Here is a 15,590-nt window from a genome sequence, read left to right as displayed (position 1 = left end):
TATCCCTGTTGAGCCTTTTCCTGCCCTTTTGCCAAAGATGCAAGCCGCCGATCCACAATTCCCTGCAGAAGACTCCCCTGGGACTGCTGTAATTCCCTGTTCGTTAACCATGTTTGGAGACAAGATATCCCATGGACAGCAACAGATTCGCCGTAGCGGGATAGCCCAGTTGGAGAGCCGCAAGAAGGATGCCGGTGTCAAGGCGTCCGGGTCAGATATGGCCCGGGCACGGCTCGATATTGCCGCCTGGGCTCTCTTTGCGCTTCTGTTTGGCACCGTCGGCTTTTCGGCTTACTGGTTTGCTCCGGCACGCCCCTCCGGCGGGCAAGCCTACGCAGGCATCATGCTGCCGCCTCCCGGCGAGATTTCCGGGCCAACCGGCAGCATTGGCCGCACGGAAGCCGTCGTGATGGATGGGGAAACCGTCTCTATCGGCATTCTCCCCTCTCCTCTTGGCACAGGCGGTGCGGAAACCATGCGGCTACTCGAGGCGCGGCTGGAAACGCTGCAGCGGGAAGTGGTCTCCCTGCGCCACCGTGTCCTGCAGATGACGGAGCTCAGCGACAGCTATTCGAACAGGCTTGCCTCGCTCGAAACCGGCACCGGCGGCGGCCTCATCACCGGTTCTGTAGGGAACAACATCCCCGCGCCTGCACAGCCAAGGCTTGCCGACATTGCCGCCGGCACGTCGCAGCGGAGCGAGCCGCTGCACGATGCGGGGGATCTGCCGAAGCTTGATCCCAAGGATGCGGAGCGCCCACAGGCTGCCGTCAGCCTGCCCAGACCCGATCCGCGCAAAACCGCACAGGCCACTGTCGAGACACGGCCAGCTCCGGAAACCCTTGCGGAAACAAGCTCCTCTGCGTCCAAGCCTCTTGCCGCTTCGGACATCAGCGCCGTCATGTCACCGGCCGGAGCCGTGCCCGAGTCGCCTGGCAGTTCCTACGAGGGGCGGACCGCGGCGCTTTCTTCAAAGCCCGAACCTGTGCGGCCGGTACGGATCGTCGGCTTGCCGGTATCCGGCACGCCCGCCCCTGAAACGACCGCCGCCATTCCCCCCGGCCCCGCGCCGGAAGATACACAGACCCAGCTTGAGGACCTCGACGCAGCCCTGATGATCCGCCCGGTTGACCCGGCCGGACGCACCATTGGCAGTGCGGACCGTATTGGCCGCAGCGACTTTGCCATTGAAATCGGCCGTTATGCCTCGCGCTCCGCGGCGAGCGACGGCTGGGAGAATTTCGCATCGGCCCATATGGACAAGATGAGCGGGTTGCGCGCCCTGACACAGCCGGCTGGAGAGGGGTCTGAGTCCGTGCGGCTTCTGGCTGGGCCTTTTGCCAATGCGGCCGCGGCCTCCGTCGCCTGCCTGCGTCTTGAAGTGGACCCAAAAGCCTGTTCGCCCACGCTCTTCTCGGGCGAGCCGCTTATGGAGAGTTTCAGGTAGGCAGAGAACGGGTTCCTCCGGTCACCGGTGGATCAGCCGATCACCTGAAGCTGCGGGAATGTCTCGAGCAGCCAATAAGAGAAGACAGCCATCTGGCCGGTCAGGAACATGATCCCGGTGAGAACCAGAACCACGCCCATCCCCTTCTCAACCTTGCCCATGTGGCGGCGGGCCTTCTGCATGAAGCGCAGGAACGGACCGGCAAAGAGCGCAGCGATCAGGAACGGAATGCCGAGGCCCATGGCATAGGCGCTGAGGAGAATGGCGCCGCGCGCCACAGTTTCCTCTGAACCCGCGACGAACAGAATGGCCGCCAGAACCGGCCCCACGCAAGGGGTCCAGCCAAAGCCGAAGGCGAGGCCAATCACATAGGCTCCGGTGAGGCCCGCGGGTTTGCGGTCCAGATGCACCCGCGCTTCCCTGTAGAGCAGCGGAATGCGGAAGAACCCGAGGAAATGCAGCCCCATGACAATGGTCAGCACACCGGCGACATAGCCGAGGATCTGAATATGCTGCGTCACCATCTGCCCCAGGAAAGAAGCACTGGCGCCAAGCAGCACGAAAACGGTCGAGAACCCGGCCACGAAGGCAAGCGCGGCAAAGAACACGCGCCGTACCGCTTCGTCTGTCCGGTCATCGGCGGACAGCTCTTCCAGGCTGGTTCCGGCAATAAAACCAAGATAGGGCGGCACAAGCGGCAGCACGCAAGGGGAAACGAAGGACAGAACTCCGGCGAAAACAGCACCTGCCAGTGTTACTTCCTGAATCATACCCGCCACCTTTGTCAGCGAATCTGCCGTGCCCGCACGGGGCCCGCGCAATGCCTGGACAGGTCTTACCGCATTGCAGGGGATGAAATGAAGATGGCAGAACCGCGCATCCCGTGAGGAATGGGACTTGCGCCGATCACCTTACCGCGAGGCGCGCCGCCTCCACAGAGACGGGGCGCGGCTGCTTCGGCCCATCGGGCTGGATGAGGAAAGAGCAACGCACCTCAGCTGTCCTGGCGTCCGCCGTCGACGACCTCGAAGCTGGGCCGGATCACGACACCAAAATCACCGCCATCGCGCAGTCCCTGGCGCCATTGGTCCAGCACCAGCCGCAAAGCCAGCGTCTGACGGTTATGCGGCAGCTGGGAAATCACGCCAGCAAGAAACTCATCAAGCAGGTCGCGGTTGATTGCGCCTTGATGGATCAATCCGTTCACGAGGGTGAGAGTTGCTGCGATGTTCGCTTTGACGAAGTCGAACTCAGGTGAGGTCATCGAGTGCGAAGCAGAGTTTTCCGGCATCAAGCGAACCAATCTGCCAGAAATTGTTCTGGCGTTAGGATAGAAAACACCATGGGGCGAACGGAAACCCAAACGGGTTGCCTCAGCCCCTGCGACCGCACCGCACCTACTATGGTCAGATTTTATGAGTAAGCGAGTACACATTCCAGTCAATTTTTAAGCGACCGGTTCATTTTTGTGATCTTTCGCCGAAACAATCCAATTTATCTGCACTACTGACGATGTGTAATTTATCAGTTTCACAGTCTTCCGGCTGAACTGCGTCCGGCAGAGGCATGGGAAGCATGATCTGCTTCATGCAAAGACAGCGTTTCCGAATGCCGTGCGCGACAATCCCCGACAAGGCAACATGGAATGAATGAATAAAAGTCAGGAAAAAGTGACGTTGCCCCCTCCGGCTAATCCAGATTGAGGTAGACTCTGGCCCAACTGAAAGGACCAGAGATGAAGCGCAGCAGGTTCACCGAAGATCAGATCATCGGCATTCTGAAAGAGCATGAGGCGGGTGTTTCCGTCGCCGATCTGTGCCGCAAGCACGGCGTCAGCGATGCGACCGTTTACAAGTGGAAGGCCAAGTATGGCGGCATGGACGTCAGCGATGCGAAGCGGTTGAAGGGGTTGGAAGACGAAAATGCCCGGCTGAAGCGGTTACTGGCGGATGCGATGCTCGACAATGCCGCGCTGAAGGATCTCCTGGGAAAAAAGTGGTGACGCCCGCCGCGCAGCGGCAAGCGGTCGCGCATCTGGTGGCAAAACACAAGATGAGCGAGCGGCGGGCGTGCCGGGTGATCGGCTGTTGCCGGATGACCATGCGTTATGAAGTAGTCCGGCAGGATGACCCTGTGCTGCGGGAGCGGCTGAAAGAACTGGCCAAGGTCCGGCGCCGGTTCGGCTATCGGCGGCTGCATGTGTTCTTGCGGCGTGAGGGCCATGAGGTCAATCACAAGCGACTGTTCAGGATCTACCGGGAAGAACAGTTGCATGTCCGCCGCCGGGGCGGGCGCAAGCGGGCCATGGGCACACGGGCCCCGATGGTGCTGCCATTGATGCCGAACCAACGTTGGTCGCTGGATTTTGTCTCGGACCAGCTGACGGATGGCCGTCGGTTCAGGATCATGACTGTGGTTGATGATTGCACGCGGGAATGCCTGGCCCTGATCGCCGACACCTCACTGTCGGGGGCACGGGTGGCGCGGGAACTGGCGACGTTGTTCGACGCCCGCGGCAAGCCCCAGACGGTGGTCAGCGACAATGGCACCGAGTTCACCTCGAATGCGATTCTGAAGTTCGTGGATGATCGCAAGTTTGACTGGCACTACATCGCGCCCGGAAAGCCGACCCAGAATGCCTTCATCGAGAGCTTCAACGGCCGCCTGCGAGATGAGCTGTTGAACGAAACCTTGTTCCCGTCCTTGAACCACGCACGCGTCACGCTGGCCACTTGGCGCAAAGACTATAATACGGAACGCCCCCATTCCCGACTTGGATGGCAAACGCCAACCGCCTTCGCACAGACCTTCACCCCGCAACGGGGCCTAACGCTGCGCAATCCGCAAAGCTCCGCGCCGGCCCCCGTTGCCCAACCCGCCCAATTGGGCAAAACTCAAACCCGGAGTCTCGCTCACGCTGGATAAAGGTTGGGGGCAACGTCAAAAGGAGAAGTGGTGAGCGAGCAGGGACTCGAACCCTGGACCAACTGATTAAAAGTCAGTTGCTCTACCAACTGAGCTACTCGCTCCCGCAAGGGAAACAGATGCGCCGGAGCGCCCGTCTGCTGGCGGTGTGTTTATGCCGGAAGGCGGCTTGGCGCAACCCGGAAAAAACACTTTCTGAGACTATCCACGAAGCTGTCAACATCCGGTGAAGACAATCCGGCCGGCCTGACACATCCCGCGTCAGGCAGGCTCGATCACCAGCGTCACACCGCAGAGGCTTCCAGCAGGAATGACCGACCGTGTGGCGACACTTGCCCCCGTCACCCGAAGGGCCGCAATGCAGGGCAGTCCGCCCGGCAGCGTATTGGCCGCCGCATCGCCGAAGAGATGGCGGTAGGCGACAGGCGACAGGATCGAGATCTTGCCGCGGGCCGTCTGACACTCGATGCCAAGGCTGGTGGCCCTGAGTTCCCGCACACCGGTGAAGCCTTCGAGGAAGATGTGGTGATCTGCCGGATCCCGGGCCACCAGAATCACTTCGGCCAAGGCAGTTGCGCCATTGGCATGGCGCTGGAACTCCGGCTTCCAGAAGTTTTCCGGATGAAGGTTGTGGCAGGTGAAGAATCCGGTCTCCGGCGCATCTGCATCGCGGGTGAAGGTCAGGTCAAACCCGACCTTGCGCACCGTGCCATCAGGTGCAGTGGCTTCCCGGCCAAAGGAGAAGGGATCGAACACGGGAAGTCCGGCTGCAGCAAAAGCCGCACGGTCATCCGCCGCACTGGTGCTGTCCAGCACCAGCATGGAGGCCCCTTCCCGCTTTTCCAGGAAATCCTGATTGAAACGGCCAAACGAGAAGGCCGTTCCCGTGGCCGGGACAATGGCGGCACTGGACGGAACCGTCAGAAGTTCAAGGAAAGCACCGTCCAGCTGCACCAGACGGTTTTCCGTGCCCCAGGGGTGGCGGGCGCGGGGCGTCAGCGTGAAGCCGAGCGCCTCGAAGGCCTCCGCTGCACGGTCGAGATCCCGGACCGCGATCACCACGTGATCCAGTCCGCGCGCCTTTGCCGCCATGCCCCTCACTCCCTGCCCTGCCCGGCTCTACTGTATGCGTATGGCCGTCAGACCAGACGGCTGCGCTTGATGGCCGCCTCGACAAAGGAGGCGAACAGCGGATGCGGCTCGAACGGCCGGGACTTGAGTTCCGGATGGTACTGCACGCCGATGAACCACGGGTGGCCGGAGATTTCCACCGTCTCCGGCAGCACGCCGTCCGGCGAGGTGCCGGCGAAGACGAGGCCGCAGCTTTCCAGTTGCTCACGGTAGCCGATGTTCACCTCATAGCGGTGGCGGTGGCGCTCGGAAATGAGGGTGCTGCCATAGATTTCGGCAATGCGCGAACCCGGCTTCAGCGCCGCCTGATAGGCGCCTAGGCGCATGGTGCCGCCAAGGTCATCCCCCGCGTTGCGCAGTTCCTTTTCGTTGCCGCGCGTCCATTCGGTCATCAGGCCGACCACGGGCTCTTCGGCGGGGCCGAATTCGGTGGAGCTGGCCTTGGTGATGCCTGCAAGATTGCGGGCCGCTTCCAGCACCGCCATCTGCATGCCGAAGCAAATGCCGAAGTAAGGCACGTTGCGGGTGCGGGCGAACTGGGCAGCGGCAATCTTGCCTTCTGCCCCGCGCTCGCCGAAGCCGCCAGGCACAAGGATACCGGCCACGCCCTCAAGATAAGGCGCCGGATCTTCCTTTTCGAAGATCTCGGATTCGATCCACTGCAGCTTCACCTTGACGTTGTTGGCGATGCCGCCATGGACAAGCGCCTCGATCAGCGACTTGTAGGCGTCCTTCAGCACGGTGTACTTGCCGACAATGGCGATGGTCACCTCGCCTTCCGGATTGGCGATGCGGCGGGAAATCTCTTCCCAGCGGTCGAGCTTGGGTGCCGGTGCGCCGGTGATGCCGAAAGCCTTGAGGACTTCCTCGTCGAGGCCTTCCTTGTGATAGGCGATCGGCACGTCATAGATCGAGGCCACGTCATAGGCCGGAATGACGGCGCTTGCCCGCACATTGCAGAACTGGGACAGCTTGCGCCGTTCGTTTTCGGGAATGTGGCGGTCACAGCGGATCATCAGGATATCCGGCTGGATGCCGATGGAGCGCAGCTCCTTGACCGAATGCTGGGTCGGCTTGGTCTTCATCTCGCCGGCACTGGCGATATAGGGCATCAGCGTCAGGTGGATGTAGATTGCCTGTCCGCGCGGCAGGTCATTGCCGAGCTGGCGAATCGCCTCGAAGAACGGCAGGCCCTCAATGTCGCCCACCGTGCCGCCGATCTCGACCAGCACGAAATCCACATCGTCATTGCCGTCCAGCACGAAGGCCTTGATGGCATCCGTGACATGCGGAATCACCTGCACGGTGCCGCCCAGGTAGTCGCCGCGGCGTTCCTTGGCGATGATGTCCTGATAAATGCGGCCGGTGGTGATGTTGTCCTGCTTGGTCGCCGGGCACCCGGTGAAGCGCTCGTAATGGCCAAGATCAAGATCGGCCTCGGCGCCGTCGTCGGTGACGAAGACTTCGCCATGCTGATACGGGCTCATGGTGCCCGGATCGACGTTGAGATAGGGGTCGAGCTTGCGAAGCCTGACCTTGTAACCGCGGGACTGAAGCAGGGCGCCAAGCGCAGCCGATGCCAGACCCTTCCCGAGCGAGGAAACCACGCCGCCAGTGATGAAAACGTATCGCGCCATGGAGCAACACCATACTGTGGTCCCTGCCGGATCGGCCAGCGGGGTCCAGTGGTTAAACACAACAAAAATGCCCTGCAGCAAGTGTGCGCAGGGCACTTGAGAGATTTTTCCGGTCTATCCGCCGGATATGGCCCTGCCGCGGTGCTGGCTGCCCCGCCGCAACCTGCAAGCCTGCGGCGCTTACTGCGCTGCCGGAACCTGGGGGCCGGAAGGCTGAGCCGGAGCCGTTGCGGGCGCCTGGGGCTGGGACTGCTGCCTCAACACATCCAGAACACCGGTCCCCGTCGAGGGCGCGGAGCCGTCAGCCGGCTGTGCGGCACCCGGAACAACCGTACTGCCGTCCAGAATGGAGCCGGGACCACTGTCCATGCGGGCGATGATGCTGAGGCCCAGTGACGTGGCAAAGAACATGACGGCGAGAATTGCCGTGGCGCGGGTCAGCACATTGGCTGTGCCGCGGCTCGACATGAAGCCGCCGCCTCCGCCGCCGATGCCAAGAGCGCCGCCTTCGGAGCGCTGCAGGAGGACGACAAGCACCAGGGCCAGCACGACCATCAGGTGAATGACGATAACTACCGTTTCCATTTTGGACCGATCATCCGTTTCAGTTTGGCGGCCTTCTACACCAGCCTTGCCGGAGTTTCCACCCTTGAAGGCCGGAAGATTGGCATCCTTTGTGACAAAAGGCGTCTCACACTCCGCAATCCACCGGAACCTGCGCTGTGAAGGTGCCCCTTCTGCGGCGCAGCACTCTGCAACAGTTATATAAGCATCAGGGGCCGGACGGCCAGTGCCCGGCCCGGCCCCGCATCAGGCATAGGCCGAAATGATGCCGAGGAATTCGGCGGCCTTGAGGCTGGCGCCGCCCACGAGGGCGCCGTTGACATGCGGCACGGCCATCAGTTCTGCTGCGTTCGAGGGCTTCACCGAACCGCCGTAAAGCAGGCGCATCGCAGCGCCTTCCGCGCCGAAGCGGGCTTCCAATGCGCTGCGGATGGCGGCATGCACTTCGGCGACGTCGGCGGCGGTCGGCGTCAGGCCGGTGCCGATGGCCCAGACAGGCTCATAGGCAATCACCGTATTGGCCGCCGTTGCCCCCTCAGGAACCGACCCGGCAAGCTGCGTGCCGACCACCTCCAGCGTCTTGCCGCCCTTGCGCTCGGCTTCGGTTTCGCCAACGCAGATGATGGCCGTGAGGCCTGCGCGCCAGGCCGCTTCCGCCTTGGCCTTCACCACGGCATCGCTCTCGCCGTGATCGGTGCGGCGTTCGGAATGCCCCGCGAGAACGGCGCTTGCACCTGCATCCTTGAGCATTTCGGCCGAAATGTCGCCCGTGTGGGGACCCGAAGCCTTGGCATGGCAGTCCTGCCCGCCAAGCGCCACCTTCGATGCAGCGGCAGACCTGGCGAGAACCGCAATCAGTGTTGCGGGCGGGCAGATCATCACATCCAGCTTGGACGCCAGCGCTGCCTCTAGCCCCTGTCCCAGCGCCTCGAACTCGGCAGAAGCTGCGGCAAGGCCGTTCATCTTCCAGTTTCCGGCGACAAGCGGGCGGATTGCGGTGGCGTAGCTCATGGCGGTCTCCTCAAGGACTGTCCGGCGCACGGGCTGGCGGGACAGCTGCATGGTTCCTGTTGGCCACTTCGCTACCCAGCGGCGGCCCAAAGTGCAAGTGTCATCGCATCTTTCCCGCCCTTCCTGCGCATTTCTGCCTGTCTGCGCACATCTGCCAGTTTCCGGCTATTGTCCGCCGCCCCTTGAGCCGCTATTCAGAACCACCACTCCGGGACCTTTCGCTCCGGACATGAGCCTATGGAATTACGGGAGACATCATGCTCGACGCGCTGCGCAAGGGCGCCGGCACCTGGGTTGCCAAGATCTTCATCGCCCTGCTCATCCTGAGCTTTGCCGTCTGGGGTATCGCCGACATTTTCCGCAACTTCGGCAGCAATGTCGTGGCCAAGGTGGGTGATACGGAAATTTCCGTGGCCGACTTCGATCTCGCCTACCGGCGTGAACTGAATGCCGTGAGCCGCCAGGTCGGCCGTCCGCTGTCCACCACGGAAGGCGCCATGTTCGGCATTCCGCAGCAGGTGCTTGCCCGGATGATTGCCGAAGCTGCCATGAATGACATGGCCGCAGACATGAAACTCGGCATTTCCGATGACGGCCTGCGCCGGATGATCCAGGAAAACCCGGCGTTCCAGCGTCCGGGCGGCGGCTATGACCGCAACAGCCTGGTGCAGCTGCTGCGCGCCAACGGCATTTCCGAAGATGACTTCGTGCGCGAGCAGCGCCTCCTGTCCGGCCGCCAGCAGATCGCAGGCGCCCTGACGGACAATCTGAAGACGCCGGAAGCGATGCTGAGAGCCTTCAACATTTTCGAAAATGAAACCCGCACCGTGCGCTATATCGCCGTGCCGCCCTCGGCTGCCGGTGAAATCGCCGCCCCGCCGGACGCGGATCTTGAGAGCTTCTACGAGACGCGCAAGGAAGATTTCCGCGCTCCGGAGTACCGCAGCCTGTCCGTTCTGCAGCTGCTGCCGCAGACGCTGGCCAAGCCGGATGAGGTGACGGACGCAGAAGCAAAACAGGCTTATGACCGCTCCGGCAACCGCTACCGGACGGATGAGCTGCGCCGCGTGCGCCAGATGCCCTTCCCCGATTCGGCTGCAGCCGAAGCAGCTGCCGCCGAGCTTGCCTCCGGGGCCAAGACCTTTGCCCAGCTGATGGAAGAGCGCGGCCTCAAGGACAGCGACGTCGACCTTGGCCTGATGGCGAAGGACAAGTTCCTGGATCCGGCCATTGCGGAAGCCGCCTTCGCTCTGCCTGAGGGCGGTGTCAGCGGTGCCGTGCAGGGCCGGTTCACCACCGTCATTCTGGAAGTCGCCGGGATCCAGCCGGAAGCCGTGCGCCCCTTCGACGAGGTCAAGGCGGAGCTGAAGCAGGAAATCGCCCTGCAGAAGGCCGAACAGGACGTGCAGGACCTGCATGACGAAATCGAGGACGCCCGCGCAGGCGGTGCCACCCTTGCCGAAGTCGCAGGACGCTTCTCGCTGACCACCACCGAAATCCCGGCCGTGGACAGCAATGGCCGCGACGAGGCCGGTCAGCCGGTCACGCTGCCTGAGGCTGACGGCCTGCTGCGCGAGGCCTTCGAGAGCGACGTTGGTATCGAAAACAACCCGCTGCCGCTGGGCCAGCGCGGTTTTGTCTGGTTCGAGGTGACCAAGGTCACGCCCCCACGCGACCGCGAGCTGTCCGAAGTGCGTGATGCCGTTGTCCAGGCCTGGACGGCGAAGGAGCGTGATCAGAAGCTGCTGGATCTTTCGGCAAGCATGGCGGCCCGGGTGCGCGGCGGCGAAACGCTGGAAGCTGTGGCGGAAACCGCTGGCCTTGCGGTGCAGACCTCCGGCAGCTTCAAGCGCAACGGCCAGCCGGCCGGCCTGCCGCAGGAAGCCGTCGAGGAAGCCTTCAGCGGCCCCTCCGGCACCGTTCTGGACACCATGGGCGCGGACAGCGGCCGTCTGGTGATGGTGGTCGACAGCGTCTCTGCCCCCGCCTTCTTCCGCGAGGAAGAGAGCATCAAGCAGATCGACACCCAGATCAACGAACAGCTCTCCGCCTCGCTCCTCAATCTTGTGATCAACAAGGTCGAGGCGGACAAGGGCGTCCAGATCAACCAGCAGGCGCTGCAGATGGTGATCGGCACCTCTGCGCAGAACTGACGGCATGAAAGAACACTGCCCCGGCCGGGTCTGCCGGGGCAGTCACAAGCCGGACTGCGGCAAACCTTAACGCAGGCCGCGTGGAAAACGGGAAGAGGGACAGGCATGAGCGGGCTCAAACCCTTTATCGCCAAGGTGGCTGAAGGCGCATCTCTGGATTTCGAGGAAGCGCGCGCGGCTTTTGACGTGATCCTGTCCGGCGCGGCAACGCCTTCCCAGCTCGGCGGCTTCCTGATGGCGCTGCGCATGCGCGGCGAGAGCGTCGATGAAGTGACCGGCGCCGTCGCCTCCATGCGTGCGCGCATGCTGCCGGTCGAAGTTCAGGGCGATGCCATCGATATCGTCGGCACCGGCGGTGACGCCAGCGGCTCCTACAACATTTCCACCTGCGCCGCGCTGGTTGTCGCCGGCTGCGGCGTGCCCGTTGCCAAGCATGGCAACCGCTCGCTGTCGTCCAAGTCCGGCTCTTCCGAAGCCCTGGCGCAGCTCGGCGTCAACATCGACATCGGCCCGGACAAGATTGCCGCCTGCGTCGATAAAGCCGGCATCGGCTTCATGTTCGCGCCGCTCCATCATGCGGCGATGAAGCATGTCGGCCCGACCCGTATGGAACTGGGCACCCGCACCATCTTCAACCTGCTCGGCCCCCTGTCGAGCCCGGCCCGCGTCAAGCGCCAGATGACCGGCGTCTTCGATGGCCGCTGGGTGGAGCCGATTGCACAGGTGCTGAAGAACCTTGGCTCGGAAGCCGTCTGGATCGTCCATGGCAGCGATGGCATGGACGAGATCACCACGACCGGCCCGACCAAGGTGGCCGAACTGAAGAACGGCATCATCCGCAGCTTCGAGATCACCCCGGAAGACGCAGGCCTGCCCCGCGCCCGCTTCGAGGATCTGAAAGGCGGCACGCCGGAAGAAAACGCCGCCGCCCTGCGCGCCGTGCTCTCCGGCGCGAAGAACGCCTACCGGGACGTGGTGCTGTTCAACGCCGCCGCCTCGCTGATCGTTGCGGGCAAGGCGGCAGACCTCAAGGACGGGGTGGCGCAGGCCGCCCGCTCCATCGACACGGGCGATGCCCTCGACCGGCTGGAACGGCTGGTGGCAGTTTCGAACGGATAAGCCATGACAGACATTCTCACCCGCATCGAGGCCTACAAGCGCGAGGAAATCGCTGCTGCAAAGGCTGAACGCACGCTTGCCAGCCTGCTGGAAGCGGCAAAATCCGTTGAGGCACCGCGCGGTTTCGAACGGGCCATCCGCGCCAAGCACGCCGCCGGGGACTATGCGCTGATTGCCGAGATCAAGAAGGCGAGCCCGTCCAAGGGGCTGATCCGCGCCGATTTCGACCCGCCAGCCCTCGCCCGCGCCTATGAGGCAGGCGGTGCGGCCTGCCTGTCCGTGCTCACCGATACACCTTCGTTTCAGGGCAATCCGGAGTTTCTGACCGCCGCGCGTGGCGCCGTCAGCCTGCCTGCCCTGCGCAAGGATTTTCTCTACGATACCTATCAGGTGGCGGAGGCCCGCGCCTGGGGTGCGGATTGCATCCTGATCATCCTCGCCGCCGTTGATGATGCACTGGCGAAGGATCTGGAGGACGCCGCCTTCGGCCTTGGCATGGATGTGCTGCTGGAGGTGCATGACGAGGCGGAGCTGGAGCGGGCACTGAAACTCGCCTCGCCGCTGCTCGGCATCAACAACCGCAATCTCAAGACCTTTGACGTGTCCCTGACGACGAGCGAGCGGCTGGCGCCGATGGTCCCGGCGGAGCGTATCATCGTCGGCGAGTCGGGCCTTTTCACACCGGCGGATCTGGCCCGCATGGAGGCCTGCAACATCTCCACCTTCCTCATCGGTGAAAGCCTGATGCGGCAGGCCGATGTGGAAAGCGCCACCCGCGCCCTGCTCTCCCGCAACGGAGCCTGAGCCATGACTGGCGGCGGCCCCGATCGGGATCAGGACCACCTGACGCATCTCGATGCCTCCGGCAACGCCTCGATGGTGGATGTGGGGGACAAGGCCGTCACCCGCCGCAGCGCCACCGTCACCGGCGAGGTGAAGATGCATGCGGACACGCTGGCGCTGATCCTTTCGGGCAACGCGAAGAAGGGCGATGTCATCGCCACCGCCCGCATTGCCGGCATCATGGCCGCCAAGCGCACCCATGAGCTGATCCCGCTCTGCCATCCGCTGCTTCTGTCGAAGATCAGCGTCGATATCGAGCCCGATCACGCCCTGCCCGGCCTGAAAGTCAGCGCCACCGCCACCGTTACCGGCCAGACCGGGGTGGAGATGGAAGCGATGACCGCCTGTTCGGTCGCCTGCCTCACCATTTATGACATGGCCAAAGCCGTGGACCGGGGCATGGAAATCGGCCGCATCCACCTTGCCGAAAAGCTCGGCGGCCGCTCCGGCCATTATGTTGCCGGACCGGAAAACGCACCAAAGGAGCCCTGACATGGCCTTGATGCCGGTTGACGATGCGCTGCGGCAGCTTCTCACCGGCGTTGCGCCGCTGGGCCTTGAGAGCGTGCCGCTGGCCCGGGCCAATGGCCGCATTCTGGCGGCTGACCTTGCCGCCACCCGCACCCAGCCGCCTTTCCCCGCCTCCTCCATGGATGGCTATGCCCTGCGCGCCGCCGATTGCGCCGCAGCCGGTGCCGTGCTCACCGTCATCGGCGAGGCTCCTGCGGGCCATGCCTTTTCCGGGCGTGTCGGCGCGGGCGAGGCCGTGCGCATCTTCACGGGCGCACCGGTGCCGGAAGGCGCGGATGCCATCCTCATTCAGGAAAACGCCACCCGCGAGGGGGACCGCCTCACCGCGCTGGAGCCGGTTCGTCCCGGTCAGTTCATCCGCCCTGCCGGGCTCGACTTTGCGCAAGGCGATGTGCTTTTGAAGGCAGGGCTGAAGCTCGACTACCGCAGCCTTGCGCTGGCTGCCGCCATGAACCACGCCGCCCTGCCGGTCTGGCGCCAGCCGAAGGTTGCCATCATCGCCACGGGCGACGAACTGGTGCTGCCGGGCGGCACGCCGGGGCCGGACCAGATCATCGCGTCAAACCATTGCGGCATTGCAGCGCTGGTTGAAGACTGCGGCGGCCTCCCGCTGGACCTCGGCCTTGCCAGTGATGATCCCGCCGATATCGCCGCCCGCGTGCGCGAGGGGCTGGCGGCAGAGGCCGACATTCTCGTCACTCTCGGCGGGGCCTCCGTCGGCGATCATGACCTTGTGCAGGCGGTGCTGGGCGGGGAAGGCATGAAGCTGGATTTCTGGCGCATCGCCATGCGCCCCGGCAAGCCGCTGATGGCCGGCAACCTTGGCCGCACCAAGGTTCTGGGCCTGCCCGGCAACCCGGTCTCCAGCCTCGTCTGCGCCCTCCTGTTCCTGCGCCCGCTCATGGCCGTGATGACCGGCACAAGCCTTGAGGCCGCCATGAAGGGCAAGCGCACCACCGCCACCCTGACAGGCCCGGTTCCGGCCAACGACCAGCGCCAGGACTACCTGCGCGCCAGCCTCACCACCCACCCGGACGGCACCCGCAGCGTCACCCCCTTCACCCGGCAGGACAGTTCCATGCTCTCGCTGCTCGCCGCCTCCGGCGCCCTCATCCTCCGCCCCCCGCATGCACAGGCGCTGGATGCCGGGGCGGAGGTGGATGTGCTGGTGGTGTGAGGGAGGCTAAGAACTAAAGTTATCAATGACGTTGCTAGCGAGATGAGGAATGATTTCTTCTTTATCCCAAAATCCAAACATTGAAAGACTACGGCTGTATCTTTCCCAATGAGCAGCCCCCCTTGGATCTAAAAGTGCCATCCAAAAGTCTTTTCCAAGTTCCCTATCTTGATCTTCACGCTCTGAAACGCCAAGAAAATCGCAAATTTCCGAGTAGGAAATGTCGTTATTTTTTGCTTTGTAAAATAATTCAGAATTCAATATTTTCATCATGACAAGGCATCCTAGCGCAGGCCCATGCTTAAAAAATCTAGAGTCAACGAAGAAAATAGAAATTTTCAAAGCCGCAAAAGCGCGCTCTATTGTTCGAAGACCTTTACCCCTCCTCTTTGCTACGTGAACAATTACACGCGCCGCCGACTCAGCTAATCCCCCTCTCTCCCGATCAGTCGTGGAGGATACTTCTCTAACCAACAAATCTGCGTACACATCAACGCACATTCTTTGATCAGGCAGATTAGTTGGATTTAGCAATCTGAGACCGATGAACTTCTGAAGATAGTCAGTAGCATCAACATCGGCACCATAAGCATGGCGGATGGAGCTTTCCAACTGCGCCAGTTTAATCCCAAGAACGAAATGAACATTCGGCACCTGAAAGAAATGTTTCATTCTTTCGATCATGTGCAAAGCATAACTCGGCTTGCACCGGTCAAGTTCTGATCGGCCCCCACGGACGGGTCCAATTTGATTGTTAGTGCAATGATGGTCGTGGCGCCAGCGCGGGCGGCATTGCTGGTTGGGGTTGCAGGGCCGCCCGCGCGAATGCCGGGATGAAGACCTCCGGCGCCGGCGGCTTGTAGCCGAGCGATCCATGCGGACGCACGGTGTTGTAATGCCGACGCCAGCTTTCCACGATGATCCTGGCCTCTTTGAGCGTGTAGAAGATCTCGCCGTCGAGGAGTTCGTCGCGCAGGCGCGCGTTGAAGCTCTCGATGTAGCCGTTCTCCCATGGACTGCCGGGAGCGATGTAGGCGGTCTTCGCCCCGACT

Annotated in this window: 15 protein-coding genes and 1 tRNA gene; 7 read left to right on the top strand and 9 right to left on the bottom strand. The window is 62.8% G+C overall.

What is annotated here, in order from left to right; genetic code table 11:
- Positions 1 to 169: 169 nt before the first annotated feature.
- Positions 170 to 1,447, top strand: coding sequence for a hypothetical protein (locus ASC48_RS15705; RefSeq protein WP_141658991.1), 1,278 nt, complete (start codon positions 170 to 172; stop codon positions 1,445 to 1,447).
- Between the two features lie 32 nt (positions 1,448 to 1,479).
- Here ASC48_RS15705 and ASC48_RS15700 read toward each other — a convergent pair whose 3' ends face one another.
- Together ASC48_RS15700 and ASC48_RS15695 are read right to left on the bottom strand one after the other, a co-directional pair.
- Positions 1,480 to 2,217, bottom strand: coding sequence for a cytochrome c biogenesis CcdA family protein (locus tag ASC48_RS15700; protein WP_055456674.1), 738 nt, complete (start codon positions 2,215 to 2,217; stop codon positions 1,480 to 1,482).
- Positions 2,218 to 2,441: 224 nt separating this feature from the next.
- A complete protein-coding gene (locus tag ASC48_RS15695) occupies positions 2,442 to 2,738 on the bottom strand; it encodes a hypothetical protein (RefSeq protein WP_055456673.1) in 297 nt (98 codons plus the stop codon).
- Positions 2,739 to 3,182: 444 nt separating this feature from the next.
- Between ASC48_RS15695 and ASC48_RS15685 the strand changes: the two genes are divergently transcribed.
- Positions 3,183 to 4,372, top strand: a protein-coding gene (locus tag ASC48_RS15685) for an IS3 family transposase (protein WP_141658990.1) whose coding sequence is annotated in 2 segments (ribosomal slippage) — positions 3,183 to 3,441 and positions 3,441 to 4,372 — 1,191 coding nt in all. Because the reading frame shifts where the segments join, the coding sequence is not laid out codon by codon here.
- A 28-nt stretch (positions 4,373 to 4,400) separates the two neighbouring features.
- Here the strand turns inward: ASC48_RS15685 and ASC48_RS15680 are convergent.
- From ASC48_RS15680 to tpiA, 5 genes are all read right to left on the bottom strand, one after another.
- A tRNA-Lys gene (locus ASC48_RS15680) sits at positions 4,401 to 4,476 on the bottom strand.
- A gap of 157 nt (positions 4,477 to 4,633) precedes the next feature.
- The gene (locus ASC48_RS15675) at positions 4,634 to 5,464 is read right to left on the bottom strand and encodes a VOC family protein (protein WP_055456670.1); all 831 of its coding nucleotides are present in this window, start codon (positions 5,462 to 5,464) and stop codon (positions 4,634 to 4,636) included.
- A gap of 47 nt (positions 5,465 to 5,511) precedes the next feature.
- A complete protein-coding gene (locus ASC48_RS15670) occupies positions 5,512 to 7,140 on the bottom strand; it encodes a CTP synthase (RefSeq protein ID WP_055456669.1) in 1,629 nt (542 codons plus the stop codon).
- 180 nt (positions 7,141 to 7,320) lie between these two features.
- A complete protein-coding gene (gene secG, locus ASC48_RS15665; RefSeq protein ID WP_055456668.1) occupies positions 7,321 to 7,725 on the bottom strand; it encodes a preprotein translocase subunit SecG in 405 nt (134 codons plus the stop codon).
- 225 nt (positions 7,726 to 7,950) lie between these two features.
- Complete coding sequence (gene tpiA / locus ASC48_RS15660) at positions 7,951 to 8,715, bottom strand: triose-phosphate isomerase (protein WP_055456725.1); 765 nt, start codon at positions 8,713 to 8,715, stop codon at positions 7,951 to 7,953.
- A gap of 257 nt (positions 8,716 to 8,972) precedes the next feature.
- Here tpiA and ASC48_RS15655 point away from each other — a divergent pair, with 257 nt between their 5' ends.
- The 5 genes from ASC48_RS15655 (at position 8,973) to ASC48_RS15635 (ending at position 14,538) form a co-directional block, all read left to right on the top strand.
- Complete coding sequence (locus ASC48_RS15655; protein ID WP_055456667.1) at positions 8,973 to 10,868, top strand: peptidylprolyl isomerase; 1,896 nt, start codon at positions 8,973 to 8,975, stop codon at positions 10,866 to 10,868.
- Positions 10,869 to 10,973: 105 nt separating this feature from the next.
- A complete protein-coding gene (trpD, locus tag ASC48_RS15650) occupies positions 10,974 to 11,987 on the top strand; it encodes an anthranilate phosphoribosyltransferase (RefSeq protein ID WP_055456666.1) in 1,014 nt (337 codons plus the stop codon).
- Between the two features lie 3 nt (positions 11,988 to 11,990).
- Entirely contained in the window at positions 11,991 to 12,791 is an 801-nt protein-coding gene (trpC, locus tag ASC48_RS15645; RefSeq protein ID WP_055456665.1) for an indole-3-glycerol phosphate synthase TrpC, read from the top strand.
- 3 nt (positions 12,792 to 12,794) lie between these two features.
- A complete protein-coding gene (moaC, locus tag ASC48_RS15640; protein WP_055456664.1) occupies positions 12,795 to 13,322 on the top strand; it encodes a cyclic pyranopterin monophosphate synthase MoaC in 528 nt (175 codons plus the stop codon).
- Position 13,323: 1 nt separating this feature from the next.
- Positions 13,324 to 14,538 (top strand): molybdopterin molybdotransferase MoeA, encoded by a 1,215-nt coding sequence (locus tag ASC48_RS15635; protein WP_055456663.1) that lies wholly within the window; start codon positions 13,324 to 13,326, stop codon positions 14,536 to 14,538.
- A gap of 6 nt (positions 14,539 to 14,544) precedes the next feature.
- Here ASC48_RS15635 and ASC48_RS19400 read toward each other — a convergent pair whose 3' ends face one another.
- Positions 14,545 to 15,285 carry a P-loop NTPase fold protein gene (locus ASC48_RS19400; protein ID WP_279626057.1) on the bottom strand — a complete coding sequence of 247 codons (741 nt, stop codon included), beginning with the start codon at positions 15,283 to 15,285 and terminating at the stop codon, positions 14,545 to 14,547.
- A gap of 7 nt (positions 15,286 to 15,292) precedes the next feature.
- On the bottom strand, positions 15,293 to 15,590 hold a 298-nt coding region (locus ASC48_RS15630), incomplete at its 5' end, for an integrase core domain-containing protein (RefSeq protein ID WP_141658988.1).

Source organism: Pannonibacter indicus, from assembly GCF_001418225.1.
GTDB lineage: Bacteria > Pseudomonadota > Alphaproteobacteria > Rhizobiales > Stappiaceae > Pannonibacter > Pannonibacter indicus.
The sequence above is the reverse complement of the archived record's forward strand: the minus strand, read 5'-3'. Positions and strand labels throughout refer to the sequence as shown.

Coding starts and splice junctions, on each gene's coding strand:
- ASC48_RS15655 (WP_055456667.1), top strand. CDS start 8,973: ATGCTCGACGCGCTGCGCAAGGGCGCCGGCACCTGGGTTGCCAAGATC.
- trpD (WP_055456666.1), top strand. CDS start 10,974: ATGAGCGGGCTCAAACCCTTTATCGCCAAGGTGGCTGAAGGCGCATCT.
- moaC (WP_055456664.1), top strand. CDS start 12,795: ATGACTGGCGGCGGCCCCGATCGGGATCAGGACCACCTGACGCATCTC.
- secG (WP_055456668.1), bottom strand. CDS start 7,725: ATGGAAACGGTAGTTATCGTCATTCACCTGATGGTCGTGCTGGCCCTG.
- trpC (WP_055456665.1), top strand. CDS start 11,991: ATGACAGACATTCTCACCCGCATCGAGGCCTACAAGCGCGAGGAAATC.
- ASC48_RS15695 (WP_055456673.1), bottom strand. CDS start 2,738: ATGCCGGAAAACTCTGCTTCGCACTCGATGACCTCACCTGAGTTCGAC.
- ASC48_RS15635 (WP_055456663.1), top strand. CDS start 13,324: ATGGCCTTGATGCCGGTTGACGATGCGCTGCGGCAGCTTCTCACCGGC.
- ASC48_RS15675 (WP_055456670.1), bottom strand. CDS start 5,464: ATGGCGGCAAAGGCGCGCGGACTGGATCACGTGGTGATCGCGGTCCGG.
- ASC48_RS15670 (WP_055456669.1), bottom strand. CDS start 7,140: ATGGCGCGATACGTTTTCATCACTGGCGGCGTGGTTTCCTCGCTCGGG.
- tpiA (WP_055456725.1), bottom strand. CDS start 8,715: ATGAGCTACGCCACCGCAATCCGCCCGCTTGTCGCCGGAAACTGGAAG.
- ASC48_RS15700 (WP_055456674.1), bottom strand. CDS start 2,217: ATGATTCAGGAAGTAACACTGGCAGGTGCTGTTTTCGCCGGAGTTCTG.